Origin of the sequence: Taibaiella koreensis (assembly GCF_003545715.1) — a bacterium.
GTDB lineage: Bacteria > Bacteroidota > Bacteroidia > Chitinophagales > Chitinophagaceae > Taibaiella > Taibaiella koreensis.
Window position 1 is genome coordinate 256001 of the sequence record NZ_QVNU01000007.1, and the last position, 24455, is coordinate 280455.

The following is a 24455-nucleotide window of genomic DNA, read 5'->3' on the forward strand; positions in this document are numbered from 1 at the left end:
ATTTTTCTCAGGGTTTACATGGAGGTATAAAAATCAGGAATTCTGCCGATTGTTTGGTGTATCCCGGTCACAGAACTTTGGTAAAAATCAGACCTATGAGAACAAGTGTATTCGCAAAGACAGGCAGTTTCCTTATTCTGTTGGCCGGCTTGATGGGAGCGACCAGCTGTAGTAAAAAAAATGATACGGCCCCGGGAGAAAAAATAATCTACCAAACGGATTTCGACCAGCCAGACGGGTTCTTCTACGTGGGCGAAGATGCTACAGGGGCCGGGGCCATGCAAAACGGTATCTATACTATGACGAACAAGCAGACACAGTTTGTCAGTTTTTTCTACACTTCATCTTTATTCGCCGGCATCAATGGCAATACAGCTATAGAAGCAAAAGTAAAGCCTGGAGCAGGCACCTATGGCGGCCTCCGCTGGAATGACAATGCTTCGGCTAACGGTGTTAATGCGCGAACATTCGAGGTGAAAGATAACGGTGTCTTTATCGTAGGAAAATACGGCGCTGATGGCGCATATGTCGGTATCTCAGGCAGCACCTTAAGCGCTGCCATCGTCAAAGGCGATTTCAATGTGTTACGGGTGGAGGAGCGCGACGGCACCATGCATTTTCTTATCAATGGTACGGAAGTCTATTCTATGCCTGCTAATGGCGACAAGTTGGATGTCTGCGGCTTCCTGGTAAGTGCCAGCACCACCTTGCAGGCCGATTATTTCAGGGCCATTCAGCTACCCTGATTTTTGTAAAATCTTGAGATAAACAATACATGATGAAAACATTTTTCTCTGTTTTGCTCCTGTTGGCGGGCTTGTGTGGTATGTCATCCTGCAGTAAAAAGGACAACGCCAATACGCCCGACGGCAACAGCACAGCTGCATTGGGCTCCGGCAGCATTTATTACGACTGGTCGGAGCTGAATAGCCTGGCGGTTACTTACCAGCTTGACCTGGCGGGTAGTGTGCGGTCAAAAGCGCTGCAATACGATCCCGATCGCCATGCCTGGGATATCAGCCGGGACGGCAGCATTATGCTGCAGTCGGTGCAGGACCCCAACGATTATGACGGTGAGCTATACCGCATTATCGACCGGAATACAGGCCAGACACTCTCGCAATTCAAGAAGCAGGGCACCACACTGAGCAGCTTTACGGAGCCATTGCTATCGCCGGGAAAAGACCTGATCGCCGTACCGCCTACTTTTGATCGTGGCCTGCTCATCCTGAACCGGCAAGGGCAGCTGTTGCACGAGGTGGTTACCATCGGTGGCCAGAAGATCAAAGGCCATATCTGCTGGATGCCGGACAATAGTATTCTGTGTACAGTAGGTAATATTATCTACAGGCTTAACAACACCTACACTTATGGCGATGTGGTGAGGACGCTTGACTTTAACGATTGGAATCATGTTACGGCCAGCAACGACGGCACGCTTATTGCCTTTGCCGGTGGCAAGCATATCTGGCTCATGCAGGCAGATGGCAGCAATCTGAAGCAGGTGACCACGAGCACCGATGTGGAAGGCTATCCCGTTTTTTCGCCGGATGGCCGCTACCTGCTTATCGGCACCGACTATGTAGGTGAGGAAAACGCCATTAACCGCTGGAAGCTGGCCATTATTCCTGCCGACGGACAGCTTTATAATGTAGATGATGGCGCCGATAACCATGTCATTCCTATAAGGCTAAAGAACAGTGAAAGTACACAGGAACTATGCGATTACCTGATGGAATGGCGTTGAATACGGTGGGGCGCCTAATGTCTACCGGCCATAGGTGTGTTGAAAAAGCCCCTTAGGTAATACGTTTCCTCGTGCCCGGCAATCTGGAATTCGTACGAGATATAGCCGCCGGCACCATAGCCATTGACGCTTAAAGTCAAAGCCTGATCCAGCACTTTTCCCGGCGTCGCTTTTTCCTGCGAAGGATAGACCAGGTGAGGAATCACTTCAAAATTTTTCTTGTACACTTTTACTTCAAAAGAGCTGGCATAAGCCGGCAGACCGTCTTCAAACAAGAGCTTCAGGGTATCGCGGTCCATCGAAGCATAGCAATAACGGAAGTTATAAACCCCTTGTATATTGGTTTCGCAGCTGGCCGTAAAGTAAAGGTGTGCGGTGTCATCAGCCTTAATGGGTTCTCCCATGGCGTGTTCAAAATGGCCGTTGTCATCTTTGCTGATATACCAGGGATAAGCCCATTCCTTGCTGAAAGGAAAGCCATCTTTGGGTATCAGGGAGGCCCGGATCACTTCTGCTTTCCGGTTCTGGCCCCATACTATAACGGGCAGTACTGCTGCCAGCAAAATAATGGCGGATATAAAGCGGTGCTTGTTCTTCATGCTGGATACAAATATCCGGAAGCTTCCTTTGCTACGGCTTTATTATTCAAATATATTAACAAATAATTTTTTGCTTAAGGGAGGCCCGGGAAGGAACATGCATATAGAAAGCCAGTATATTTGTTCAGGCTACTGATAACGGCTCCTTCTGCTATGCTCCATTTATCAGATAAACGATTATTCTGCGCCATCGCGCCGTTGCTGCTTTTATCCTGCCATAGCAACAAAGAAAAAGGAGGAAAAGATAATGCGCCGCAGGGCTATGCTGTATTGACTTTACAGCCACGTCCGGCCACTACCTACAGGGATTTTCCCGCCACGGTACAGGGCCAGCAGGTGGTCGAGATAAGGCCCATGGTCGACGGTTACCTGGAGGAGATCCATGTGCCCGAGGGCGCCACGGTAACCAAAGGACAATTGCTGTTCAAGATCAGTAATCCGCAGTATGAGCAGGCAGCGATCACAGCCAGGGCGGCAATCAAGATCGCCGAGGCCGACGTGAATGCGGCAAAGATGGATGTGGAAAAGGTACGTCCTCTGGTGCAGAAGGACATCGTGAGCAAGTACGAGCTCCAATCGGCGCAATATACTTTACAATCCAAAGAAGCAGCCCTTGCCCAGGCCCAGGCGACGCTGGCCAATGCGCAGACCAATATCGGTTATACCTTTATCCGGAGCCCGCAAAGCGGCGTCATTGGCCTCATCCCGTATAAGATAGGCGCCCTGGTCAACAGCACGACCACCAATCCGCTCACCACCTTATCCAATACGGGCAATGTGTTTGCCTACTTTTCCCTGAACGAAAAACAGCTCCTGGGCTTGTCGGCCCATATACCAGGCAATACCATTGATGAAAAGCTGCAGCGCCTTCCGCCTGTTGAATTGCTGCTGGCCGACGGTAGTCCCTATGGCGAAAAGGGACGGCTGGAATCGGCCAGCGGATTGATCACTACCACTACCGGTACGGCGACTTTTAAAGCTACCTTTCCCAATCCCCAGGGACTGATCCGCAGTGGGGCCAGCGCCACTGTACGTATTCCAAGGCAGGACGATACCGCGCTGCTGATCCCGCAAAGCGCTACCTATGAGCTGCAAAACAAGGTTTTTGTATATAAACTGACCACTGAGGGCAAAGTACTGAGCACAGCAGTCGAATCGGCGCCTACCGGGGACGGCCAGTTCCTCATCGTCCGCAGCGGGCTTGTGAGGGGAGACCGTATTGTGCTCAACGGCTTTAATCTTAAGGACGGTACGGCGGTAAAGCCACTGCCGGTGAATACAGACAGTCTCTACCAGGTGCACGATACGGCATCTCAATAGATAATCTATGCTGAAGCGATTCATAGAACGGCCGGTGCTCAGCACCGTGATCTCGGTGCTGATCGTGCTGCTGGGCATACTGGGCCTCGTCAAGTTGCCCATAGAACAGTATCCCAATATTTCGCCGCCTACGGTGCAGGTATCGGCCACCTATGCGGGAGCCAATGCCAATACCGTGCTGCAAAGCGTGATCGTGCCCCTGGAGCAGCAGATCAATGGGGTAGAAGGCATGACCTACATGACGTCCAGTGCTACCAATACCGGCTCGGCCAGCATCAGCGTATTCTTCGATGTGGGCCGCGACCCCGACCAGGCTGCCGTCGATGTGCAGAACCGCATTTCGGCCGCGCAAAGCAAATTGCCAGGTGTGGTGGTCAAGACCGGCGTAACGGTGCGCAAGCAGCAAAGCAGTAACCTGCTCATCATTTCCATGTACAGCGATAAGCCCGACTATGACCAAACCTTCCTGCAGAACTATGCGGCCATCAACGTAATCCCCCAGCTGCAACGTGTTAACGGTGTAGGTGCGGCCAATGTATTCGGGTCGGCCATGACCTATGCGATGCGTATATGGCTGAAGCCTGATGTGATGGCCATTTACAGCGTTACACCGACCGATATTTCCAACGCGCTCAACGAGCAGAACGTTCAGGCTGCGCCGGGCAAATTCGGAGAAAACGACAACCAGACCTTTCAATATGTAATTACCTATACCGGTACGCTCATGACACCGGCACAGTTCGGTAATATCATTATCAAAGCTACCGGCAACGGGCAATACCTGCGGCTAAAGGATGTGGCCCGCATCGAGTTGGGCGCGCAAACCTATACCGGCTCTACGGCTACCGACGGCAAGCAGTCGGTAGGCATTTCGATCAGCCAGACACCGGGCTCCAATGCCCGCGATGTAATCGTCAATGCCAAGAAGGTGATGGAGCAGGCGGCTAAATCTTTTCCCGACGGGGTCAAATTCACCTACCTTGTCGACATCAACCAGTTCCTGGATGCTTCTATCAGCAAGGTCGTGCACACCCTTATCGAGTGCTTTATTCTCGTGTTCCTGGTAATCCTGATCTTCCTGCAGGATCTCCGTTCGACTATCATCCATGGCATATCTGTTCCGGTGGCCATTACCGGCACCTTTTTCTTTCTCTATCTCTTCGGCTTCAGCATTAACCTGCTCACGCTCTTTGCGCTGGTGCTGGCCATCGGCATCGTGGTAGATGACGCCATCGTGGTGGTCGAAGCGGTGCATGCCAAGCTGGAAAGCGGCTATACCTCGCCCCGCAAGGCAGCCGTCGATGCCATGGGAGAGATCTCCGGCGCCATTGTGTCGATTACGCTTGTCATGGCCTCGGTGTTCCTTCCCGTAACCTTTATCTCCGGCTCTGCCGGGGTATTTTACAAGCAATTCGGCATCACGCTGGCCATTGCGATCATGCTGTCGGCCGTCAATGCGCTTACGCTCAGTCCCGCGCTGGCGGCTATGTTCCTCAAACCGCCCGATCATGGTGAAGGCCGCGAACGAAAAACCTTAATGCAACGTTTCGGTATAGCGTTCAATACTGCTTACGATGCGCTGGTCAAAAAATATGTGCGTGCGATACAGGCCTTGTCACGGCGCTGGTGGACCGGCCTGGGCATCATCGCACTGTTCGGGACGCTCTTCTATTTCCTCATGCGGGTAACGCCCTCCAGCTTTGTGCCCAGCGAAGACATGGGCACCATATTTGTCAATGTAAGCCTGCCAGCGGCATCGACCATGGAGCGGGTGCAGGTAGTGGACCGGCAGATCGACAGCATTGCCCGCGGCCTGCCGCAGGTACAGAACACCATGCGTACCCTCGGGCAGAACTTTATCGCAGGTAGCGGCAGCGCCTATGGCATGGTCATCGTACGGCTGAAGCCCTGGGACCAGCGGCCGGGCGTAAGCGACCAGGATATTATCAAACAGCTGAAGCAAAAGACGGCACATATCCGTGGCGCACAGATCACTTTCATGTCGCAGCCGACCATCAGTGGCTTTGGTACCAGTGGTGGCTTTACTTTCCAGATACAAGACCGTGGCGGACATAGTATCAACGATTTTTACCGCACGGGGCAGGGCTTCCTTGATGCCCTGGGCAAAAGGCCGGAGATCCAGTATGCAGCGACTTCGTTCAATCCCAATTTTCCCCAATACGAGCTTAGCGTCAATGTAGCGAAATGTAAGGATGCCGGCGTTTCGGTAACCGACATCCTCAACACGATGCAGGTATTCTATGGCAGCTCTTATGTATCCGACTTCAACGAATTTGGCCAGCAATACCAGGTGATCATGCAGGCCGATACCAATTACCGCGCCAGTACGGTGCAGCTTAATAATGTGATGGTAAAGGCCGGCGACGGTACCATGGCGCCGGTTACAGAATTTATTACCCTGAAACGGGTCTATGGACCGGAAACGGTAACGCGGTTCAACCTCTACAGCTCGATGTCGGTGAACGGTTCGCCCAACCAGGGTTACAGTACCGGCCAGGCGCTCAAAGCGATTTCCGAAACGGCTGAAGCTTCCCTGCCTGCAGGCTACAGCTTTGAATATTCAGGCATCAGCCGCGAGGAACAGAACAGCGGCTCTCAGACCATTTATATCTTTATCCTGTCGCTGGCATTTGTATACCTGTTGCTGAGCGCTCTTTACGAAAGCTATATCCTACCTTTTGCCGTGCTGCTTTCCCTTCCGGTAGGGCTCTCGGGTGTTTTCGTCTTTGCTAAGCTTTTTGGCATGGATAATAATATCTATGTACAGATCTCGATCATCATGCTCATTGGCCTGCTGGCCAAAAACGCGATCCTGATCGTGGAGTTTGCCATCGAACGGCGCAGGGCAGGCATGCCCCTGGTACAGTCAGGTATAGAAGGCGCCAAAGCCAGGCTACGTCCGATCCTCATGACTTCGCTGGCATTTGTTTTTGGCCTCATGCCGCTCATCTTCGCTTCGGGCGTGGGTGCGCATGGCGACCAATCCATAGGCACAGGTGCAATAGGGGGTATGCTGTTCGGGACCTTGCTCGGTGTGTTTGTGATCCCTGCCTTGTATATTTTGTTCCAGGGATTGCAGGAAAGAATAAAGACCAACCAGTACGATGAGAACGGGGAGCTGATCAAGCCTCTGGATGCGAATAAAAAGGACAAGCAGTAGGCCTTGTACGGATCGCTGCTGTAAAAGAAAGATATGTTTACAGGAACTACATACCGGTATTTGTATATGGTGGCATTGCTGGTCCTGCTGCTGCAGGCCTGCAGGATAGCCCGGCCCTACCAAAGACCGGCTGAGATCGTGTCGGACTCGCTGTACCGCGATACCCGTACCGGCGACACCGTTTCGATAGGGGCCGTACCCTGGCGTCAACTGTTCAGCGGTAAGCTGCGCTTGCTCGTCGATGAAGGATTGCAACACAACCTCGACCTGCAGGTAGCTGTCGCCCGGATGAAACAGGCCGATGCCGTACTGGCGCAGAGCAGACAGGCTTTTTTCCCTTCCCTGAGCGCCAATGCCAGCACAACGCAGCAACATCTTTCCGATGCGCAGGCAGGTAGGACGGAGGTGTACCAGCTGTATGCGGCTTCGGCCTGGGAGCTGGATATCTGGGGCAAATTACGCAGCACGAAAAGAGCGGCACTGGCGGCATTCCTGCAAAGCGATGCTTACAGGCGTGCCGTGCAAACCCAGCTGATCGCCGATATCGCCAGCGATTATTATGCACTCATGGCTTATGATGCCCAGCTGTCGCTTACCTTGAAAACAGTAGAGAACCGGAAACAGGATGTGGAAACGATGAAGACGCTTAAGGAAAGCGATGTAGTGACCGGAGCGGCTGTAGTACAAAGCGAAGCCAACCGTTATTCGGTCGAGGTAACGTTGCCAGATATCCGGCAAAACATCCGGCAGACCGAAAACGCACTATGCCTGCTGCTGGGTCGCAGCCCGGGCAGCATCAGCCGTGATAGCCTGTCCGGCGAGGTGGTTGCTACCGACCTGCGTACCGGCGTGCCTGCGCAGCTGCTGGCCAACCGCCCCGATGTCCAGGAGGCCGAATACCAATTGCGGAACAGCGCCGAGCTGGTCAATGTTGCGAGGACCTATTTTTACCCGACCCTTTCGATCACTGCGCAGGCCGGCCTGTACAACAATAGTCTTTCCGGCTTCTTCGATCCGGGCTCTTTTTTCGCCAATATTATTGGCGGACTGGCGCAGCCGATATTCAATAACGGGCTCAACAAGCAGCGCCTGCATATAGCGCAGGCCCAACAGGAAGAATACCTGGCCGATTTCAAAAAGGCCGTGCTGAATGCCGGTCAGGAAGTATCGAATGCCTTATACCAATACCAGGCGGCTGCAGATAAAATGAGCATCAGGGCCCACCAGATCGAGAACTTGCGGAAATCGGTGGAATACACCAAGGAATTGCTGAAATATACCAGTAATACCAATTATACCGATGTACTTACTTCGGAGCAAAGCCTGCTCGCTGCCGAGCTCAACAGTATCAACGACAGGCTGCAGCAATTGCAGGCCGTTGTGGCGTTGTACCGGAGCCTGGGCGGAGGCTGGCGTTGATGTTTCTTATGGCTGCATCTCCTTAAGCAGCCGGTTAAGACTGCGTAAGGTAATGCCCAGGTATGCAGCCATATCCTCTTTGCTCAAATCGACATGCTGCCTGTCGCGGAAAGCCAGCAACTTTTTCAGGCCATGTTCCATAGTATACAGTTGCTGGAAAGAAGCTCTGCTGGCTGTATTCACCAGGCGGTCGGCAAGTTCTTCCAGCAATATCCGGTTCAGTACGGGATCTTTGTCGAGCAGGGTGCGAAAATAGGGACTGCGGATAGCATAGGCTTCTACGCTTGTAAGGGCCTCTATCGTGCACAGACAAGTTGTATTCCGGATCAGTTCAAGCTCACCGGCGATCTCTCCCGCACCCAGGAACGCTACAACATAATCTTTCCCATTGTCCTCGCTGAAGTAGCATTTCGTAACGCCCTGCCTGATGATGTAAATACCGGGCGGACGGCTTCCCTGGCGCAACAGCATATCGCCCCGTGTAAAGGTTTTCAGCACGATGTCGGGTGGGTCCTCTTGTTGCCGGTAAAGGGTCTCGATATAGGATAGAAAAGTAGGGTTAGTATGCAGCATATAATGGTCTGGGACAAATGTCCTTTTAAATTGCCCTTTTATTACAGAGCTTTGCCCCGTAAAAAAACAAAAATACGGTGAAGGACAAAATTAATGTGATCGCTTTCGATGCTGATGATACGCTTTGGGTCAATGAACCTTATTTTCAGGAAACGGAAAAACAATTCTGTGCGCTTTTGGAAAACTATGCGCCGCACCATACCTTATCACAGGAGCTCTTCCGCATCGAAATGAAGAACCTGCCCCTTTACGGATACGGCATCAAGAGTTTTATGCTGAGCATGATCGAGGCGGTCTACGATATATCCGGCGGAACGGCAGATATGAAGCTGATCCCGGAGATCATCCGGCTGGGGCAGGAAATGCTGCAGCATCCCATTGAGTTGCTTGATGGGGTGAGGGAAGTCCTGGAGGCCTTAAAAGGCCGCTACCGGCTGGTAGTTGCTACCAAGGGCGATCTGCTCGATCAGGAACGCAAGCTTAAGAAATCGGGTCTGCTGGACTATTTTCATCATATCGAGATCATGAGCGATAAGAAGGCCGACGACTACCGCAAGCTGCTGAAGCGCCTTGATTGCACACCGGATGAATTCCTGATGATGGGTAATTCGCTCAAGGCCGATGTAATTCCGGTGCTGGAGCTGAATGGTTATGCTGCGCATATCCCTTATCATACGATGTGGGCCCATGAGCATTATGAAGGCAACCTGGATCATCCCCGTTTTTTACAGTTGAACACGATAACAGACATTTTGAATCATGTTGACCACGAAACAAGAAATTGACCTGGAGACCTGGGTACGAAAGGATCACTACCAATTCTTCTCCCGCTTTGAGGAGCCGTTCTTTGGCGTTACCGTTACAGTAGATTGTACAGCGGCTTATCGCCTGGCGAAGGCGCAGGGGCGCTCTTTTTTCCTGCATTATCTCTACCGTGCGCTTAAAGCAGCCAATCGTATCGAGCCCTTCCGTTACCGTATTGCCGGTGATAAAGTCTTTCATTACGACCAGGTGCATGCCTCGCCTACGATCAACCGGCCCGACGGCACCTTCGGTTTTGCATACATGGACTTTAATGAAGATGAGGTGCGCTTTTATGAAGCGGCGCTGAGAGAGGCAGAGGCTGTGAAAAGCAGTACGGGTCTGGTACCCTCCGTGTCGGGGCAGAATGTGATCCATTTTTCGGCGATCCCCTGGCTTTCGTTTACAAGCCTTTCTCATGCCCGTTGCTATAGCTTTCCCGATAGCTGCCCCAAAATATCCTTTGGCAAATTGTCGGAGGAGAACGGCAGGAAGACCATGCCCGTTTCGGTACATGGGCACCACGGACTGATGGATGGTTATCATGTAGGGCAGTTTGTAACACTTTTCCAGCAATTGCTCGACGAAGCAGGATGATATTGCTTGCTATAATGTGCCGCTGCGCCTGGTATATTGAAAAAGCCTGCTTATATTTAGCGATATAAAACGGATACCTATGGCCGCTATCAATATCACAGAGATCGTTTACCCCAAAACGCGCAAAGCCTGGAGACAATGGCTGCAGCAGCATTACAAAGAAAAAAAGGAAGTATGGTTCGCGATCCCCAAAAAGGAGAAGGGGCCCGATATGAATGATATCATCGAAGAGGCTTTATGCTTTAACTGGATCGACAGTACGATGAAGGTGCTCAATGACGATCATACGGTGCTTCGGATGACGCCCCGTAAGAAAAAGGGTGGGTTTTCCCAGCTTAATATCGAGCGGATCAGCCTGCTTTTGGCTCAGGACCAGGTTCATCCCGATTTCCGGGAAGCGCTGGAAGCGGCAGCAGCTGCGCCTTTTCATTTCCCCCAAGATATTCTGACGGCCATTAAAAAGAATAAAGAAGCCTGGCGTTATTTCCAGGAGCTTCCCGAAGCCTATAAGCGTATCCGTATCGCCTCGATAGTGCTGGCGCGGGAAGACGTTGCGCTTTTTGAGAAGCGTCTGCAGAAATTCATAGACTATACCAGCGCCAACAAACTGTTGCCCGGAAGCACCGGGAATGAAAAGTACTATTAGCCGTACATGCTACCTGAAAAGGATGCAAGTCTGTTACATTTCGACTCCGCTCAATGTAACAGGCTTGCACTTTTTGGGGATATCCCTTTTCTCCATAGTAAAAGTGGAATATGATCAATGAGCCGGTTGGACCAGGAAGGCCAGTTCCGGGTTGACGGCCAGCACCAGCTTGCGTAGCTTCCTTTGTGAAAAGAAGGCCAGCTCTGTTTCCCGCCTGACGGCCATCAGCATCTCCTCGTACTGTTCATAATATAAAAGACGGTCATAAACGCTTGCGCCGGCAGTAGCGCTCGTACGGGTGGCGGACAAGTGCCGGAGATTAGTGGTGATCCCCGCCTGAAGATGGGAGCGTTTTTCATCGGTTGCAATATAGACAAAATAAGAAGACCTGAATTCAATTTCCATCTGGATTAATTCAATGCGCCTGGGCTCAGCTTACCGGATCAGGGTAAGGTCGCCTTTGAACGTACGGGTGACGCCATTGGGATAATTGACTACCACCAGGTAATAGTAAGTGCCGGTAGTGCAGGGTACGCCTTGCTGCGTGCCGTCCCATCCCTTCAGAGGATCGCCGGTCTCGAACAGCTGCTGGCCCCAGCGGTTGAAGATCCTGAAAGCAGCCAGCTTCTGGTAGCTGATGTTGTCCAGCCGGAAAATATCGTTGACCCCGTCGCCATTGGGACTAAAGGCATTGGGTATAAAAACCGGCATCTGGTAATCGATGTCGATCTTTACTGTTGCGGAATCGCGACAGCCATAGGCATTCAAACCCATGACCGTATATACCGTAGGCTGTAAGGGCCTTACAAAAGGACCGGAAAGCGTATCGTTACTTACTGTTCCCGAAGGCCACCAGGAATAGAGCAGGGCTCCGGAGGCCTGCAGCTGAATGCTGTCGCCATAAGTGATCGTTGCCGTTTGCGGTACTACGGACAATTGCACACCGGGATAGGGAGCGATGGCGAAGAGGATCGTGGTATCGCAACCCGAGGCGGTGATCATACGCAAAGCGTATGGTCCCGGCGCCAATCCTCTGATGGTATCGCCGGTCTGGCTCTGCCGCGTGCGGATGATATCTGTTCCCTTTTGCCAGATAAAACTTACCGAAGTGCTGTCGCGGGGTCGGGCATAGGCGCCGGCCGTCGCAGGATCGTTGCAGCCAGCGCTATCCCAGCTGACTGTGGGCATTTGCTGGAACCTGACCTCGAAAGTATCGAAATGATCGGTACAGCCCAATTGGTACTCCAGGGTATAGACGCCGGGTTGGGTTACGGGCTTTCGGAAAGCGCTGGTATTGTCCCACCATTTAATGTTGGTCGATAAGGTATCGACCTGCAGCCATAAGGTATCCTTGCCGCAGACGATCAGAGGATGGGAGGTTGTCGCAGTGTCCCTGGGCAATATGGCGATATCGTTGGGCAAAGCACCGGTACGGTCATCGAATGATTCGAACTGCAGATCGTTGCTGATGAATTGGCAGGCGACACCCGGCAACTCCGGTTGACGGATGTAGAACAAGCCTTCACGTGCCGGTGCATAGGGTGGACTGTACCCATAGCTTTTGGCGATGTATATACGTCCGTCGGGGGCATTCTTGATGCTGATGCCTACCGGAACGCCTGCGGAGATATAGGTCTCCGATGCCAGGATGGCTGCGGGTGTTGCCAGGCTAAGGTCAAACTGGGACACGCTGCCGCAGCTGAGGCAGGGAAAATGCCAGGCGTAGTATAGCTTGGAGCTGTTGTTGGAGAAGCAGGCATCATGCACCGCCTTAGTATTCAGCGGTACGTTAACCAGCGTCAGTGGGTTCAACACCTGTCCGGTAGCTGCATTGAAGTCGAACAGCTGGAGAAAAGAGCGGCCGGCATTGCCATAGGCATCGTAACCCTGGTTGCTGCAATGCACGAGCTTCCTGCGGTCGGGCGATATCTTGATCGCTGTACGGGTAGGTGTAAAGAGGTAAGGGTTGTTGTCGAAATAATAAGGCGCAGGGCTGGGCAGACCGGCAGACGACAGCACCGGCGTCCTGTTGAGGCCGTTTACCGACAGCTCGAAAGCCTTGAACGTATTGCCCGCAATATCGTGTGCGATCACCCATGCATTGCAGTCTTCGCCCCTTACTACGGTTAGTGCTCCGGTGGTTGCGCGATCGATCAGCACTTTTTTTTGCGCTGCAACCACGGCGCCTCTTCCGCTGTTCAGGCTCATATCGACCACGGAGTAGAGCAGGGAGCAGGTGTCGGAAAAAGACTGGCCGTCAGGCTGGGCATTGCGCCAGGTGTGGAACACATAGTAACGGTTCCTGTTGGCCGGGTCGGCTGCAATGGCTGCAGATTGTTGCACCAGCCATATTCCGTTCTCCATAGAAATAGGGCCCATAGGATAACCGGAAAGCAGGATGCCGCCGGGCATGGTACCACCGTCCCTGTCCCATACTTTCGCGCCGTTGGTATAGAACAACAGCCGCCCGTCTTTGTCGCAGATGCTGGCTGCTCCGGCTCCGGAATAATGGTGATAGTTCTCCACCGCACTGGGACGGAAGGCTGCCGGCACAGCATTGAAGTCAACGCCCTCGGCATTGCCGTAAGCCCATACATAGTGCTCCTTCTGGGCCGCTGCTTTTACGACGACTAAAAACAATAATACTGCTAACAATCGTTTCATAAAGAAGAGATATTCCCCGGCGACGGCGCCGCCGGGGATGGAAAAAGAAGATTACCTGGAACGGGTTAGCTTTACGGTCTTCAGCAGGTTGCCTTTAGTGTCGGAAAGCTGTAGCAGGTAAAGCCCTTCGGGATAAGCACCGATATCGATGGTAGCCGCCTCCTCGATTTCCAGGAGCTTCCTGCCGTCGATGCTGCTTAGCCTTACCTGTAGCTTTACCGGGCTGCTGATGTGTACAATCTTGCTGGCCGGGTTAGGATATACCTGTATGGCTTCGGCCAGCGACCGGGGATCATGCAGGCCAAGGGTGGTCACCTGGAGCGCTGCTGACAAGCCATTGCAACCATAGCTATCGCTCACTTTGACCGTATAGGACCCCGTAGCCGTCAGAGTGTACTGCGGGCCGGTAGCGCCGGCTATAGGCTGTCCGTCATGATACCATTGGTAGCTACTGAAAGTCCCGGTGCTCAGCACATTGCCGTTGCGGACGATCACCGGCGCCGGAGCAGTTCTTACGATTACATTTTGCCAAACCGTATCGGTACCGCCGCAAGCCGCGACAGCTACCACGCCTATTTGTCCGCCGCTGCCATTAGTGATCACGGCGATGGTGTCGGCTGTACTGGTTCCTGTCCAGCCGGAGGGAAGGAGCCAGGTATAGGATACCGCTCCCGGAGCAGGCGTAGTGTAAAAGCGACCGTTGGCGGCGCCGGCACATAAAGCTGTATCGCCGGTGATGCGACCGGGCAAAGCAATGCTGCAATCCCTGAACTTGGATAAGAAAACGTCGTGCATGCCGGCATTGGTATTGCCTGCGCTCCATAGTGGCTGGTAACCGTTAGGCGTGGTAACTACTGCATTAGGACCTGCGGAATTGGCGATATAGATATTGCCGAAAGCATCGCAGCTGATATCGCCGCCTGCGCTGTTGGGGCCATAAAAGCTGATGTAACCGCCGATCTGTCCGCCGCCTGCGCCGCCGAAATAGGTACCCCAAAGCCTTTTGCCCAAGGTGTTCAGCTTAGCCATAAAGACGGTGTAGCCGCCGGTCATAATGCTTTCCTGGTAAGCTCCCGGTGTGCTGATGCCATCGGGGCTGCTGGTAAAGCCATAGAGCACCACATTTCCGCTTACGTCACGTCCAAGTATACCGCCCCTGTAGTTGTACCATTCTTCACTTTCACCGCCGTAATAAGTGGCCCATTGGCGTGTTCCGCTGCTGTTGAATTTAACTATGAAAAAATCGTTGCCGCCGCCGAGCGTATCCTGGAAGCTGTTGGGGCTGTTGATGCCCGTGGTGCTGTTGGTGATAGCCGCCAGGAATACATTGTTGTCGGCATCAGTCACTACGCTGCCGCCCATTTCCGTCCCGCTACCGCCGTAATAAGTGGACCATAGCAGCTGCCCCTGGCCGTCGAACTTGGCCAGGAAGGCATCCTGTGTACCGCCGAGGGTAGTCTGGAAGCTACCCGGTGTAGCAATGCCGGTAAGGCTTCCGGTCCGTCCCGACAAATAGACATTACCCGCGGCATCGCAAGCCAACGGATCAAAGCCGACATAGTTCTGTTCGCTACCTTCGCCGCCGAAGAAAGTACCCCAGAGGCGATTGCCGGCGCTGTCGTATTTCATAAGGAAAACATCCATGTCACCGGTCACGGTATCTTTATAGGTACCGGCTGTGCCAAAGACCGCATTCTGGCCGGAGTAGGCGTTGCCGGTAAGGTAGAGATTGCCCGAAGGATCGCACTGGATCGAAGCGGTACGATACACATACTCGATATAGCCCGGCAGACCCTTGGTCCAGCTGAGCTGGCCGGCCCCGTTGAATTTGGCGATCATGGTATCGGCCAGGATGAAGACATTGCCATAGGGATCGCAGCTGAGATTGGGTACTTCGCGTGGGTAAAGGGTATAGGAGGAATGACCGAAATGCGTACCCCATTGCCGTTGGCCCGTGCTGTCAAACTTGACCAGGAAAGGGCTATTGTCGCCTTCTGCTACCTGGCGTGTCGTCTGATAAGCGCCGGTAGTCACGATATTGATCGCTGAGCTACCATGCATGGTCGCGAAGGACATATAGACATTGCCTTCGGGATCGGTAGCCAGGTTGGGATTGAAGTCGTCGCCGGTGCCACCGTAGAAGGTGCCCCAGGCCAGTGTAGGATCAATAGTTAGCGTGCCGGTATACGACGCAGTACGGAAGCCGAGCGTTTGTCCTTCCAGCACAAAGGAGGAGGGAATAGCAATGCCTTTGTCTGTATAGCTGCGGGGGGCCGTTTCCGATACCTGGCCCATTGGCGTGGTAGCGGTAAGGCTGCCATCTTGGTTGCATGCTAAAGCGGTAGCGCCACCGTATTGCAGGCGGATATCTGATACCTTACCACCCGGATGAACGACGAAATCGTGCTCCAGCCGGCCATCGGCATTAAAATAGAATACCCAGTCGATATGCGGGTAAACGTTTTTATAAATCACCTTTTGATAAGCATGTGCTGGTTGCAGGCCTGTGCTGTTGAGATATTGCTCGAAATAAGGCAGCTGCTGTTCCCTGAGCACAACGGCCCGGGTATTAGCGTTTACCAGCGTTACGTCCATGCGGTACATATCGATGAAGCGGGGCGCCGTTCCTGCGGCCTTCTTCTCTTTCCGGGGCGTCGCCCATTGGTAATGGATCGCTCCGTTGCCAATGAATATATTTATCCCTTTGCCTTTTACCTGGAAGTCAATGTCGGCCCTGACCCCGCCCGCCTGATCGGTGACCTGTCCGGCATTTTCCAGGAAGCCTTCATAGCTATGGATGTCATATTCCGGTGAAACCGGATGTGTCTGCTGCGACAGGGTAGGGGTTAACCGGCAGCTGCGGTTGGTGCCGGTCCTGGCTTGTCCCTGGGCGGCAACCAACATAATACCGGCTAATAGTGTAACTACTTTTTTGTTCATAATTTGCTACTTTTATGCCTGCTGTGAAAAATGTTTTATTCGTTCTGATACGACACAACAAAGAACGAATGTTTAACCACCAGGAAAAGAGAGTGAATGATCCATAGTTATTTTAATGATTTGTTTTTCCGGCAGCTTTTATTCATCCTAAGGTCTTTTCTTCACTTACCGCTTTACGGGAAAGGGGCATGTCTGCTCTGCCTGATGAGTTGTATTACCGGCGGCGCTGCGGCGCAGGACACCAAGGCCATCAGTGCACTGGTCGATTCGGGAGCAGGCCTGGCCAATTCCAGGCCCGAAGCGGCGCTGATCCTTTACCGGAAGGCATTTGACCTGTCGGTGCACGAGCGGCGCGCTACAGAGGCCATGGATGCCTTCAGTCATATCATCACCTTATACAACAATGCCGGCCGCTACGATGAGGCGCTGACCGAAGCCCGTCGCGTACAGCATCTTGCCGCTTCCCTGCGCTTGTACGAGCTGTCTATGGCGGTATATAACAGTCTCGCCAACCGTTTCCAGCGCAAAGGCATGTACGATTCCGCTATGCATTATTACTATGCTGCGGTGACGCTTGCCGAACGGCACAAAGTGAGCAATGAGGCGATCCTGCCTACTTTGTATGCCAACCTGAGCGGTGTGCTGGATATTACCGGCGATGACGGGAAAAGCATCTTTTACCTGCGCAAGGCCGAAGCCATCGCGAGGAACATCAACCACGAACACCTGCTGGCACTGATCCTCATCAACAAGGGCAATAGCTTTGCCAATCTGGGACAGATCGACTCAAGCACACGTGATCTGAAGGAAGCCCTGGCGATTGCCCGGCGAAAGCATTATCTTCAATGGCAGCACCTGGCGCTCAGCAACCTCGCCGGCAATTGCAATGAACAGGGACAATACCGGGAAGCGATCGTGTACCTGGAAGAGGCACTAGCTCTTAAGGGAGCGGTAGATCCCAATTATAAAGTCACGAATCTTTCGCTAATGGGCAGGGCCTGGATGGCCCTGGGCAAGGATAGGCTTGCGGAGCATTACCTGCTGCAATCCCTGGAGATGGCCGAGGCGATGAATGTGGTCAGGGGCATCACGCAGGGGCATGAGCTGCTGGCCAGCCTCTATGCGCGGCAGGGTCGCTTTAAAGAAGCCTATCATCATCAGGGACGCTACCAGCTGATGAAGGATAGTACGGAAGGCAAGGAAACCCGGTACAATGTGAACCAGCTGGAAGTACGTTACCGTACGGCGCAAAAGGACAAAGAGATCGTGCAGAAAGCGCTCCAGATCAGCCGGCAGAAGACGCAGATCAAGCAACGCAATCTATGGATACTCGGCATTTCGGCTGGCTCGGTGCTGCTGGCCGTGGTGGCTGCATTGCTCTACAGCCTTTACCGCAGCAACTGGCACCAGAAGCGCTTCCAGGAAGAGAAGCTGCGCAGTCTCGAACAGGAGCAGGAAATAGGCCAGCTAAAGGCTATGATGCAGGGTGAGGAGAAGGAGCGGATCCGTATTGCCCAGGACCTGCACGATGGTATCGGCGGTATGCTGGCATCCATTAAAATGAACCTGAATGCGATACAGGAGGAGCAGCCTGAGATGCGTACCCTAGCCGGTTTTGACAAAGTATCGGGTATGCTGGCCGATACTGCCGGCGAAGTACGGAAAACAGCCCATAACCTGATGCCCGATGCGCTTACCCGCCAGAGCCTGAGGGAAGCATTGCTGCTGTATTGCGAGAACAACAGCAGCAGCCAGCTGCAGGTCGACCTGCAATACGATGTAGCCGAAGCCTGCAACAAGGCAGCAGAGCTGTTCCTGTACCGCATTGTCCAGGAACTGGTGCAGAATATTGTAAAGCATGCCCGGGCCAGCTATGCCGTGATCCAACTCATGCTGCACGGTGGCCGTCTTAGCATAACGGTTGAGGATAATGGCCGTGGCTTTGACAGCGATGCGCCCGGGAGAGGCGCCGGACTGCCGAACCTGAAGGGCAGGGTAGAAACCCTGCAGGGATATATATCTATCGCCTCCCGTTCAGGAAAGGGAACGACCGCCCATATTGAATTTGACTTCAGCAAGCTTAAAAACCTTTGAACCGTATCCATGAGCATCCATATAGCTATAGCCGACGATCACCCGATGATCATTGACGGGCTGCAGAACATATTGCCGGGCTATCCCGATATTATCTTAAAGGGCAGCTACAAGAACGGTAATGCGCTTCTTGAAGGTATGGAGACGGCAAGGCCCGATGTGCTGCTGCTCGATATCCAGATGCCCGATCTTACCGGCGACGAGCTCGCGCCTGTGCTGCTGAAACGCTATCCCGGCCTTAAGATCCTGGTGCTGACCAATTTTGACAGCGCTTTATATGCCAACAATATGTTTAAGCGCGGCGCCCATGGCTATCTGCTCAAGACCGCGGAGAACAGCACACTGGTAGAGGCCATCAGAACCGTATACGAAGGCGGCCGGTACCTGCAGGACAGCATGAAGGAGAAAATCAGGCAGATGAGCATCCGTGACCAGAAAGCTTCCTTTTCTAAATCTACCCTTACACCAAGGGAACTAGAGATACTGCAACTGATCGTGAACGGTTACAGCGCACCGCAGATCGCAGAACAATGTTTCCTTAGTTTGCGTACTGTTGTGAACTACCGCACCAGCATCATGCTCAAGCTGGATGTCAACAATACCGCGATGCTGGTGAAAAAGGCTTTGACTACCGGGCTGGCCGAGTAGCGGGCATTACGCTATTCTGCTTGCTTAAAAGCGCCGTTGAGGGAGACTTTCTTTTTTTAGATTTAATTTATCATTTGTCTGCATGAATTATTCCTGAAGTTTTGTTTGTTTGTAGCCCGCTCCTGCAACTGGTCGATTACCGGTACCGGCAGGTAAAGGCGGCGATAACCTTTATCAGTTATGACGCAGCAAACACTAACCGAGCTTTTCAGGCAAAGCAAGCTGGAAGAAGCTTCAGCGCGATTACAGCAGGGCGAACGCTTACCGGGCAACATCGCTTCCTTTGACCGCAGACAGATCTATACCGTGCTGGCGCAGGCCAGGGCTTTTGGGCTGGTACAGGCTTTGGTGGACCAGGGCTTTATCGAAACTGACCTTTATGAATACGAATCGCTGGATGATTCTCCTTTTCCTGCACTGTTCCGGAAGCTGGAGGATAATCCGGATGACCTGACTTTCCTGCAAACGCTACTGGGACAACTGGATAATATTAACGATGCTGTTCAGGACAAAACCCTAATGGAATTGGCCTTGCTGAGCGCGGCTCCGGTCGCGGTGATCCGTACACTGATCGATGCCGGCTGTATGGTACGGTACAAAGACAATTACGAGATCAATTACCTGCATAAGGTAGTCCGGGAGTTTGGCATTAAAGAAGAGCTGGGCAGCGCTTACCTGGAGCTGTTGATCGGCGAAGGTATTGATCCCAATGAAAGCGACATCGTGGGCGAAACGCCGCTTCACCTGGCCATCAGCAAAATGAAAAAGGGCTATATCGATGTTCTGCTGGCGCAGGGCGCCGATCCCAACCAGCAGGATAAGAAAGGAGAGAGCGCTTATTACCAGGCTTTGGTGCACCAGGTAGCCGGTACGGAGCTGTATGAAAAGATGAAGGCCTATGCCATGCCCGATTTCGACAGCCGGAACAAGGAAGAAGAAACCTTGTTGTCTGGTGCTGTAAGGATGCGCTACGGCGCCAGTGAAAGGGATATCGCGCTGGTTAAGGCATTAATCGAAGATGGCGCCGATGTCTACCAGGTCTCTCCTTATTACAGCCGGGACAAAAGTGCGGTGGCCTGGATCGCCGAAAAACCTTCGGAATGGCTGCAGGCCTTGCTGGATATGGGCGTGGTCGACATAGAACGAAAAGATGACCGGGGCAATACCCTGCTGCACCAGGTATGCGCCATCGATGTGAATTACGACCAGGAGGCAGCAAAGCAGGTGTACCGTAAAGTGAAGCTATTGCTGGCGCATGGCGCCGATGCACAGGCGACCAACGATGCGGAACAGACGCCGGCCCTGCTGGCCGGACAGGATAATCTCAAGGCCAAGACTGTAGAACTATTACTGAAAAAATAAAACGATCCGGAACATGTCGATGTCTTTTATCATAGCCTGCGAAGGCGGCAAACGGAAAATAGCGGAGCTGCTGCTGGCCAATAATGAGGTGGATGTAAGCTATACCGATGAGCAGGGACGCACAGGGCTGCATTACGCCGCACACCATGGCTATCTCGACCTGGTAAAGCTCCTGCTGGAGGCGGGCGCGGCGCTGGATTATGAAGACCATAACGGGGAAACGCCCTTTTATTTTGCCTGTCTGCAGAAACAAAAGCAGACAGCCTTGTACCTGCTGGAGCAAGGCGCCAGAACAGATATCAACGACCTGCAGGGCAATAGTCTGCTGCACCTGGTGGCGCGCACAGGGCAAAAGGAGATCGCCGAAAAGCTGCTGGCGCAGGGCGTGACAGCGGATGTGGAAAATAACCAGGCCGAGACACCTTTGCTGATCGCCTGCGCCTATCGCAATAAGGATATGGCAGAGCTGCTGGTGGCCCAAGGCGCCGATGTCAATACAACCAATAAAGCCGGTGACAGTCCGCTCATTGTAGCCGTACGCACTAAAAACGTGCCTCTGGCCGGCTACCTGATCGGGCAGGGCGCAACCATCGATCATGCCAACCATGCGGGAGAATCGGCTCTTCTTATCGCTTGCTATGAAGCCAATCGCGCACTCATTACCTTGCTGGTACAGCAGGGCGCGAATGTGCAGGTGACGAATAAAAATGGCTTGTCGCCGGTATGGTATGCCTGCGCGCACAACCAGAAGGAGATTGTGAGCCTCTTCCTTGACCAGGGTGTCGAGGTTAATTTCAGTCAGCCCCTTTCGGATGATACGGTGAGCATGAACAGCTACCTGGAATGGGTGGAGACGGCCAATAGCTTGTCGCTGAGCAGCAGCTTCAGCTTTAATCATACGTATAACTATGGCGGGGAAAGCCTGCTGCATGTGGCTGCCAAGAATGGCCAGCTGAGCATGGTAAACCTGCTGCTCGACCGGGATGCGCGCATCGATATACAGGATGAGTCGGGCAATACGGCGCTGCACTATGCAGCTGCATCCGGCAAAAAGGATATGGTGAAAGCCCTGCTGGAACTCGGCGCTGCTCCAGGCATTGTGAATACCCGCGAGCAAAAGGCGATAGATTACGCTTCTATTAAGGGATTCAACGAGATCGTCGCTCTGTTGCTGCAATATGGTGCGCCTTCGGTGACAGCGGTTCCGGCTAAGCCGCGTACGGAACCGCCGGTGCAAGGGCCGCTGCCGGACAAGAAAAAAGCGTTAATGGATCTTAAAGAACTGCTGGACGCCGGCGTTCTTACCCAGGCCGAATTTGACCAGGAGAAGGCAAAGGTGCTGGCGGGGTAGGCGTGTCCGCTTGCTTCCGCCTGTCGATGCATTGATCTTAAAGTTGTACTTTACCTTGGGTGGGAAATTTCGACAGGCCCGGGGACAGGTGCGGAGGCTGAGCCTCTTGAAAGGCTGTTCGGCAACTGCCGCTCATCATTAATTTATAACGGTTGCCATCGGACACCGGTCAAATGAAAAAATATGAAACTGCTTTCCTTTATTTTTTGTTGTTGTATATCGCTTTGCAGTATAAATGTACAGGCGCAACCAGGCTCCTTAACAGGCACCTACGTTCATGAGATCAGCTATCCCAATGGGCAAACGGAGCAGATCTCTTTTATCCTGCAGCCGCATCATAAGGCGGTCTACAAAAAGGAAAACGCTGCGTTGGAGCAGGAGCTGGTAAAGGACAACGGTGCCTGGCAATGTGACGGATCGAAACAGACGATAACGGTAACAATGCCGGCATTCAAAGATGAAGCGGGGGAGTCGTATCCAGGGGTGAAGGTGATCTTTAAAGTAGAAGGCGCCAACCTGAAGGTGCTCAGTGCATCGCCGCCTGCAACCGGCCGCAAGGGGGATATATTTAAGAAAGCGCAGGAGGAGGGAAAATAGCTATCGGTCTTTGTGCTGATCTCTCAGATGGGCAGCATTAAAGTAGCGGCTTCAGGAATGCTTCCTCATACCGTTCACGGGCTTTTTTTGTTTTTATAGCCCTTATCCTTTGCCGGGACGCATTTTCGAGATCGAGATCCTCGCCATAGAACCCGGTATCGTATTTGTTGGAGCCCGGCTGGTAATGGCCGTTCCTGATGCCGTCGATCAATGTTTGACAAAAAGCAGTTCTGTAGTCGTTGTCCGTTTCGTTGTAAAATTCCCTTTTCAGCGATTCCGGGTTGTCGTAGAAGATCCGCGCTTCATCAAATTCCCAGAACAGCATCAGGGCTAAGCCAAGATCGCATTGCGCATGCCTGACCGTTTCCAGGGGAATGGCAAAGCCATCGTCCCAATTGTAATGGCTCATAAGCGCCCACAGCAATTGGGGATCGTCAAGGCTACGCACCAGTTCCAGGCGGATGGGAAGGGCTTCTTCCTGGTAGATAATTCGTTCGATTATCGCATTCATCATAGATCATTTTTCGTTTACAGACGGTCTTCTTAATCGCAAAATTGACATTTTTCAGCTGTGATGTAAAATCGACTTTCAAAGAAAAAGCTTTGTAGTTAACCGCAAAGGTCGCTAAACTGTACACTAAGGTTGCAAAGAATCAGCGTGAAATGGTTCATTAGGCGGCATTTTCCTCATCTGATCATCTGTGCTCTCTCAGAATAAAGTTGACAGCTGAAGCTACCTTGTTGTTTAGCGCGTAACATTTACTATTGATAACAGATAATAACGTACATATGGACAGTTTGCAAGAAGCTCAGCGTGACATGAGCGATAGCTATGGTCACGGCGCGATCGGTGTTTTGGTTTCGGGGATCGTTTGGCTGTGTTCCGGCCTGGTGGTAAGCTACCAGTCGCATCAAAAAGGGATATGGGTTTTAATTATTGGTGGAATGCTCATCTTCCCCCTAGCAACATGGATCGGAAAGCTGGTGGGGATCAAAGGGAAGCATACCAGGCGCAATCCATTGGGAAAGCTTGCCATGGAAGGAACGGTATGGATGATCATGTGTATTCCCTTAGCCTATGGACTCTCATTGATCCATGTGTCCTGGTTCTTCCAGGGAATGTTGGTCATCATAGCCGGGCGATACCTGACCTTTGCGAGCGTTTATGGCATACGTCTTTACTGGGTTTTGGGCGCTGCGCTTGGAGTGGCCGCGTACTTGCTGTACACATTAAAAGCAGGTCCTGCGCCTTCGGCATTGGCAGGAGGGATAACGGAAGTCATATTTGGCATCGTTATTTATAGCTATTACAAACATGGGAAACGGAAAAAGGTAGGAGCGGAGACGGACGGGAGTGTCGGGCCTTGATCAATTTTCAACGTACGCTTAGCAGTTTAGCTCAGGGACGGTTAAGATTTGAACTTAAAGGTAGTTAGCCTTTTCCTGTGTGCTAGTTAAACCTTATGGAGCATACCCGTAAAAAGGCATCGTCGCACCAAAGAGAATACCGGGGTTGCCGGTCTGGTACAGACTTTAAGATATGTAAGCCAAAACGGAAGCTGTCATCATCCCGGGCAACGTTCAGCTCATTATGTGATACAATTTCTTCGACTAAATAGGGCGGTGAAAGCGGTTTGCCCCAAAGCGATATGGCGCCATTGTATAAGGCCGAGGGTGACTTTAAATCGGTGTCTATATTTTGCAATAATTGGATCTCCAGCTCATAAACAATATTCCCTTTCATCCAGGCCCGGATACCGATCTGATCAAAGACAAGAATCGTCACACCAAAATCTAAGCTAATAGATCTGTAGCCGGTATCCAGTGCTTCCAGGTAAAAGCTGACGGCTGTTTCCTTTAGCGTCAACGGAACGCTATTGATGTATAGGGAGCTATCTTTTAGTTCTATTTTCATG

21 protein-coding genes are annotated in these 24455 nt (G+C 52.4%); 14 read left to right on the plus strand and 7 right to left on the minus strand.

Features of this window, described 5'->3' with window-relative positions; all coding sequences use genetic code 11:
- Nucleotides 1–95: 95 nt before the first annotated feature.
- Nucleotides 96–746 carry a hypothetical protein gene (locus tag DZK30_RS21400; protein WP_118976227.1) on the plus strand — a complete coding sequence of 217 codons (651 nt, stop codon included), beginning with the start codon at nt 96–98 and terminating at the stop codon, nt 744–746.
- Between the two features lie 29 nt (nt 747–775).
- Complete coding sequence (locus tag DZK30_RS21405; protein WP_118976228.1) at nt 776–1747, plus strand: TolB-like translocation protein; 972 nt, start codon at nt 776–778, stop codon at nt 1745–1747.
- A gap of 14 nt (nt 1748–1761) precedes the next feature.
- On the opposite strand, the gene DZK30_RS21410 is transcribed toward DZK30_RS21405, so the two are convergent.
- Nucleotides 1762–2346, minus strand: coding sequence for a hypothetical protein (locus tag DZK30_RS21410; RefSeq protein ID WP_118976229.1), 585 nt, complete (start codon nt 2344–2346; stop codon nt 1762–1764).
- Between the two features lie 153 nt (nt 2347–2499).
- Between DZK30_RS21410 and DZK30_RS21415 the strand changes: the two genes are divergently transcribed.
- The 3 genes from DZK30_RS21415 to DZK30_RS21425 are packed head-to-tail and all read left to right on the plus strand — an operon-like array spanning nt 2500 to nt 8266.
- Nucleotides 2500–3666: an efflux RND transporter periplasmic adaptor subunit gene (locus DZK30_RS21415; RefSeq protein WP_118976230.1), complete on the plus strand. Its 1167-nt coding sequence runs from the start codon at nt 2500–2502 to the stop codon at nt 3664–3666.
- Between the two features lie 7 nt (nt 3667–3673).
- On the plus strand, nt 3674–6847 hold the full coding sequence (locus DZK30_RS21420) for an efflux RND transporter permease subunit (protein WP_118976231.1): 3174 nt from the start codon (nt 3674–3676) through the stop codon (nt 6845–6847).
- Nucleotides 6848–6880: 33 nt separating this feature from the next.
- Nucleotides 6881–8266, plus strand: a complete 1386-nt coding sequence (locus DZK30_RS21425; RefSeq protein WP_118976232.1) for an efflux transporter outer membrane subunit — start codon at nt 6881–6883, stop codon at nt 8264–8266.
- Between the two features lie 6 nt (nt 8267–8272).
- Here DZK30_RS21425 and DZK30_RS21430 read toward each other — a convergent pair whose 3' ends face one another.
- On the minus strand, nt 8273–8839 hold the full coding sequence (locus DZK30_RS21430; RefSeq protein WP_118976233.1) for a Crp/Fnr family transcriptional regulator: 567 nt from the start codon (nt 8837–8839) through the stop codon (nt 8273–8275).
- 77 nt (nt 8840–8916) lie between these two features.
- On the opposite strand from DZK30_RS21430, the gene DZK30_RS21435 reads away from it, so the two are divergent.
- The 3 genes from DZK30_RS21435 (at nt 8917) to DZK30_RS21445 (ending at nt 10883) form a co-directional block, all read left to right on the plus strand.
- Nucleotides 8917–9624, plus strand: a complete 708-nt coding sequence (locus DZK30_RS21435; RefSeq protein ID WP_118976234.1) for an HAD family hydrolase — start codon at nt 8917–8919, stop codon at nt 9622–9624.
- Nucleotides 9599–10237: a chloramphenicol acetyltransferase gene (locus DZK30_RS21440; protein ID WP_118976235.1), complete on the plus strand. Its 639-nt coding sequence runs from the start codon at nt 9599–9601 to the stop codon at nt 10235–10237. Before DZK30_RS21435 ends, DZK30_RS21440 begins: the two co-directional genes overlap by 26 nt.
- Nucleotides 10238–10316: 79 nt before the next feature.
- On the plus strand, nt 10317–10883 hold the full coding sequence (locus DZK30_RS21445) for a YdeI/OmpD-associated family protein (RefSeq protein ID WP_118976236.1): 567 nt from the start codon (nt 10317–10319) through the stop codon (nt 10881–10883).
- A gap of 114 nt (nt 10884–10997) precedes the next feature.
- Here DZK30_RS21445 and DZK30_RS21450 read toward each other — a convergent pair whose 3' ends face one another.
- From DZK30_RS21450 to DZK30_RS21460, 3 genes are read right to left on the minus strand one after another with little or no spacing between them, the layout of a single operon-like run.
- Nucleotides 10998–11288, minus strand: a complete 291-nt coding sequence (locus DZK30_RS21450) for a GIY-YIG nuclease family protein (RefSeq protein WP_118976237.1) — start codon at nt 11286–11288, stop codon at nt 10998–11000.
- 30 nt (nt 11289–11318) lie between these two features.
- Nucleotides 11319–13547: a gliding motility-associated C-terminal domain-containing protein gene (locus tag DZK30_RS21455; RefSeq protein WP_118976238.1), complete on the minus strand. Its 2229-nt coding sequence runs from the start codon at nt 13545–13547 to the stop codon at nt 11319–11321.
- A 51-nt stretch (nt 13548–13598) separates the two neighbouring features.
- Nucleotides 13599–16487, minus strand: coding sequence for a DUF7948 domain-containing protein (locus DZK30_RS21460; protein WP_118976239.1), 2889 nt, complete (start codon nt 16485–16487; stop codon nt 13599–13601).
- Between the two features lie 204 nt (nt 16488–16691).
- Here DZK30_RS21460 and DZK30_RS21465 point away from each other — a divergent pair, with 204 nt between their 5' ends.
- The 5 genes from DZK30_RS21465 (at nt 16692) to DZK30_RS21485 (ending at nt 22539) form a co-directional block, all read left to right on the plus strand.
- Nucleotides 16692–18581 carry a tetratricopeptide repeat-containing sensor histidine kinase gene (locus DZK30_RS21465; protein ID WP_162903313.1) on the plus strand — a complete coding sequence of 630 codons (1890 nt, stop codon included), beginning with the start codon at nt 16692–16694 and terminating at the stop codon, nt 18579–18581.
- A 9-nt stretch (nt 18582–18590) separates the two neighbouring features.
- A complete protein-coding gene (locus DZK30_RS21470) occupies nt 18591–19229 on the plus strand; it encodes a response regulator (protein ID WP_118976241.1) in 639 nt (212 codons plus the stop codon).
- 180 nt (nt 19230–19409) lie between these two features.
- Nucleotides 19410–20591, plus strand: a complete 1182-nt coding sequence (locus DZK30_RS21475) for an ankyrin repeat domain-containing protein (RefSeq protein WP_118976242.1) — start codon at nt 19410–19412, stop codon at nt 20589–20591.
- Nucleotides 20592–20604: 13 nt separating this feature from the next.
- The gene (locus DZK30_RS21480; RefSeq protein ID WP_118976243.1) at nt 20605–21942 is read left to right on the plus strand and encodes an ankyrin repeat domain-containing protein; all 1338 of its coding nucleotides are present in this window, start codon (nt 20605–20607) and stop codon (nt 21940–21942) included.
- A 183-nt stretch (nt 21943–22125) separates the two neighbouring features.
- Nucleotides 22126–22539, plus strand: a complete 414-nt coding sequence (locus tag DZK30_RS21485; protein WP_118976244.1) for a hypothetical protein — start codon at nt 22126–22128, stop codon at nt 22537–22539.
- A gap of 37 nt (nt 22540–22576) precedes the next feature.
- On the opposite strand, the gene DZK30_RS21490 is transcribed toward DZK30_RS21485, so the two are convergent.
- On the minus strand, nt 22577–23053 hold the full coding sequence (locus tag DZK30_RS21490; RefSeq protein ID WP_118976245.1) for a DUF4274 domain-containing protein: 477 nt from the start codon (nt 23051–23053) through the stop codon (nt 22577–22579).
- Between the two features lie 275 nt (nt 23054–23328).
- On the opposite strand from DZK30_RS21490, the gene DZK30_RS21495 reads away from it, so the two are divergent.
- A complete protein-coding gene (locus DZK30_RS21495; RefSeq protein ID WP_118976246.1) occupies nt 23329–23907 on the plus strand; it encodes a DUF7010 family protein in 579 nt (192 codons plus the stop codon).
- Between the two features lie 82 nt (nt 23908–23989).
- Here DZK30_RS21495 and DZK30_RS21500 read toward each other — a convergent pair whose 3' ends face one another.
- Nucleotides 23990–24454, minus strand: a complete 465-nt coding sequence (locus DZK30_RS21500; protein WP_118976247.1) for a hypothetical protein — start codon at nt 24452–24454, stop codon at nt 23990–23992.
- Between the last annotated feature and the right edge of the window lies 1 nt (nt 24455).

Bases quoted from the DNA above. Each gene is read 5' to 3' on its own strand.
- DZK30_RS21420 (WP_118976231.1), top strand. From the start codon at position 3,674: ATGCTGAAGCGATTCATAGAACGGCCGGTGCTCAGCACCGTGATCTCG.
- DZK30_RS21400 (WP_118976227.1), top strand. From the start codon at position 96: ATGAGAACAAGTGTATTCGCAAAGACAGGCAGTTTCCTTATTCTGTTG.
- DZK30_RS21495 (WP_118976246.1), top strand. From the start codon at position 23,329: ATGGACAGTTTGCAAGAAGCTCAGCGTGACATGAGCGATAGCTATGGT.
- DZK30_RS21410 (WP_118976229.1), bottom strand. From the start codon at position 2,346: ATGAAGAACAAGCACCGCTTTATATCCGCCATTATTTTGCTGGCAGCA.
- DZK30_RS21455 (WP_118976238.1), bottom strand. From the start codon at position 13,547: ATGAAACGATTGTTAGCAGTATTATTGTTTTTAGTCGTCGTAAAAGCA.
- DZK30_RS21475 (WP_118976242.1), top strand. From the start codon at position 19,410: ATGACGCAGCAAACACTAACCGAGCTTTTCAGGCAAAGCAAGCTGGAA.
- DZK30_RS21465 (WP_162903313.1), top strand. From the start codon at position 16,692: ATGAGTTGTATTACCGGCGGCGCTGCGGCGCAGGACACCAAGGCCATC.
- DZK30_RS21425 (WP_118976232.1), top strand. From the start codon at position 6,881: ATGTTTACAGGAACTACATACCGGTATTTGTATATGGTGGCATTGCTG.
- DZK30_RS21500 (WP_118976247.1), bottom strand. From the start codon at position 24,454: ATGAAAATAGAACTAAAAGATAGCTCCCTATACATCAATAGCGTTCCG.
- DZK30_RS21440 (WP_118976235.1), top strand. From the start codon at position 9,599: ATGTTGACCACGAAACAAGAAATTGACCTGGAGACCTGGGTACGAAAG.
- DZK30_RS21450 (WP_118976237.1), bottom strand. From the start codon at position 11,288: ATGGAAATTGAATTCAGGTCTTCTTATTTTGTCTATATTGCAACCGAT.
- DZK30_RS21480 (WP_118976243.1), top strand. From the start codon at position 20,605: ATGTCGATGTCTTTTATCATAGCCTGCGAAGGCGGCAAACGGAAAATA.
- DZK30_RS21415 (WP_118976230.1), top strand. From the start codon at position 2,500: ATGCTCCATTTATCAGATAAACGATTATTCTGCGCCATCGCGCCGTTG.
- DZK30_RS21430 (WP_118976233.1), bottom strand. From the start codon at position 8,839: ATGCTGCATACTAACCCTACTTTTCTATCCTATATCGAGACCCTTTAC.
- DZK30_RS21405 (WP_118976228.1), top strand. From the start codon at position 776: ATGATGAAAACATTTTTCTCTGTTTTGCTCCTGTTGGCGGGCTTGTGT.
- DZK30_RS21485 (WP_118976244.1), top strand. From the start codon at position 22,126: ATGAAACTGCTTTCCTTTATTTTTTGTTGTTGTATATCGCTTTGCAGT.
- DZK30_RS21490 (WP_118976245.1), bottom strand. From the start codon at position 23,053: ATGATGAATGCGATAATCGAACGAATTATCTACCAGGAAGAAGCCCTT.
- DZK30_RS21445 (WP_118976236.1), top strand. From the start codon at position 10,317: ATGGCCGCTATCAATATCACAGAGATCGTTTACCCCAAAACGCGCAAA.
- DZK30_RS21470 (WP_118976241.1), top strand. From the start codon at position 18,591: ATGAGCATCCATATAGCTATAGCCGACGATCACCCGATGATCATTGAC.
- DZK30_RS21460 (WP_118976239.1), bottom strand. From the start codon at position 16,487: ATGAACAAAAAAGTAGTTACACTATTAGCCGGTATTATGTTGGTTGCC.